This is a genomic window from Marinobacter sp. (genome assembly GCF_041984545.1).
In the GTDB taxonomy this organism is placed as follows: domain Bacteria; phylum Pseudomonadota; class Gammaproteobacteria; order Pseudomonadales; family Oleiphilaceae; genus Marinobacter.
This window is the reverse complement of record NZ_JBHIXV010000047.1, coordinates 1-320: the sequence shown is the minus strand read 5'-3', so window position 1 is coordinate 320 and position 320 is coordinate 1. Positions and strand designations below refer to the sequence as shown.

Annotated in this window: 2 protein-coding genes; both read left to right on the top strand. The window is 54.1% G+C overall.

The window, feature by feature from the left end; translation table 11 throughout:
* A partial coding sequence (locus ACFC20_RS16335; RefSeq protein ID WP_375193930.1) for a DUF6691 family protein occupies window positions 1-215 on the top strand: 215 nt, incomplete at its 5' end.
* Window positions 196-320 (top strand): beta-lactamase hydrolase domain-containing protein (locus tag ACFC20_RS16330; protein ID WP_375193948.1); only part of this gene is annotated, 125 nt, incomplete at its 3' end. The genes ACFC20_RS16335 and ACFC20_RS16330, both read left to right, overlap by 20 nt.

The window sequence follows — 320 nt, the reverse complement described above, 5'->3', positions numbered from 1 at the left end:
TTGAGCCCAGACTTGTTATTGGCAGCATGATGTTCGGTATTGGCTGGGGCATTGCCGGTTTTTGTCCAGGGCCCGCCCTGGTGGCTCTTGGTGCCGGAGAAATCAAAGCCGTGGTCTTTGTTGCGTCCATGGTGGCCGGTATGATGGCATTCGAAGTGATCGAGCGGATTAAACGACCGTCGTTGGGAGACACGCGTGGATATCAGAAAAATTGATGACAGTATTTCCGTAGCGCCACAAATCGCTATTGAGGACGTCGCCGAAATTGCGCGTCTGGGGTTTCGGACCCTGGTCGCCAATCGGCCCGACCATGAAGAATA